Source organism: Streptomyces sp. NPDC050509 (assembly GCF_044457965.1).
In the GTDB taxonomy this organism is placed as follows: domain Bacteria; phylum Actinomycetota; class Actinomycetes; order Streptomycetales; family Streptomycetaceae; genus Streptomyces.
This window is the reverse complement of the sequence record NZ_JBITHL010000029.1, coordinates 1-1,396: the sequence shown is the minus strand read 5'-3', so window position 1 is coordinate 1,396 and position 1,396 is coordinate 1. Positions and strand designations below refer to the sequence as shown.

Annotated in this window: 1 rRNA gene; it reads right to left on the bottom strand. The window is 55.9% G+C overall.

Features of this window, described 5'->3' with window-relative positions:
* Positions 1-1,396 (bottom strand): 23S ribosomal RNA (locus ACIBJC_RS38640); the annotation flags it as partial.

Genomic DNA, 1,396 nt, shown 5'->3' with positions numbered 1-1,396 from the left:
GGGGGTGGGAGTCCTCATCTCGAAGCAGGCTTCCCGCTTAGATGCTTTCAGCGGTTATCCTTTCCGAACGTAGCCAACCAGCCATGCCCTTGGCAGAACAACTGGCACACCAGAGGTTCGTCCGTCCCGGTCCTCTCGTACTAGGGACAGCCCTTCTCAAGACTCCTGCGCGCGCAGCGGATAGGGACCGAACTGTCTCACGACGTTCTAAACCCAGCTCGCGTACCGCTTTAATGGGCGAACAGCCCAACCCTTGGGACCGACTCCAGCCCCAGGATGCGACGAGCCGACATCGAGGTGCCAAACCATCCCGTCGATATGGACTCTTGGGGAAGATCAGCCTGTTATCCCCGGGGTACCTTTTATCCGTTGAGCGACGGCGCTTCCACAAGCCACCGCCGGATCACTAGTCCCGACTTTCGTCCCTGCTCGACCCGTCGGTCTCACAGTCAAGCTCCCTTGTGCACTTACACTCAACACCTGATTACCAACCAGGCTGAGGGAACCTTTGGGCGCCTCCGTTACTCTTTAGGAGGCAACCGCCCCAGTTAAACTACCCATCAGACACTGTCCCTGATCCGGATCACGGACCCAGGTTAGACATCCAGCACGACCAGAGTGGTATTTCAACGGCGACTCCACCTGAACTGGCGTCCAAGCTTCACAGTCTCCCACCTATCCTACACAAGCCGAACCGAACACCAATATCAAACTATAGTAAAGGTCCCGGGGTCTTTCCGTCCTGCTGCGCGAAACGAGCATCTTTACTCGTAGTGCAATTTCACCGGGCCTATGGTTGAGACAGTCGAGAAGTCGTTACGCCATTCGTGCAGGTCGGAACTTACCCGACAAGGAATTTCGCTACCTTAGGATGGTTATAGTTACCACCGCCGTTTACTGGCGCTTAAGTTCTCAGCTTCGCCACCCCGAAGAATGACTAACCGGTCCCCTTAACGTTCCAGCACCGGGCAGGCGTCAGTCCGTATACATCGCCTTACGGCTTCGCACGGACCTGTGTTTTTAGTAAACAGTCGCTTCTCGCTGGTCTCTGCGGCCACCCCAAGCTCACACCGTAAAGATGATCACCTAGAATGGCCCCCCTTCTCCCGAAGTTACGGGGGCATTTTGCCGAGTTCCTTAACCATAGTTCACCCGAACGCCTCGGTATTCTCTACCTGACCACCTGAGTCGGTTTAGGGTACGGGCCGCCATGAAACTCGCTAGAGGCTTTTCTCGACAGCATAGGATCATCCACTTCACCACAATCGGCTCGGCATCAGGTCTCAGACTTAATGTTGCACGGATTTACCTGCACAACGTCCTACACCCTTACCCCGGGACAACCACCGCCCGGGCTGGACTACCTTCCTGCGTCACCCCATCGCTTACCTACTAC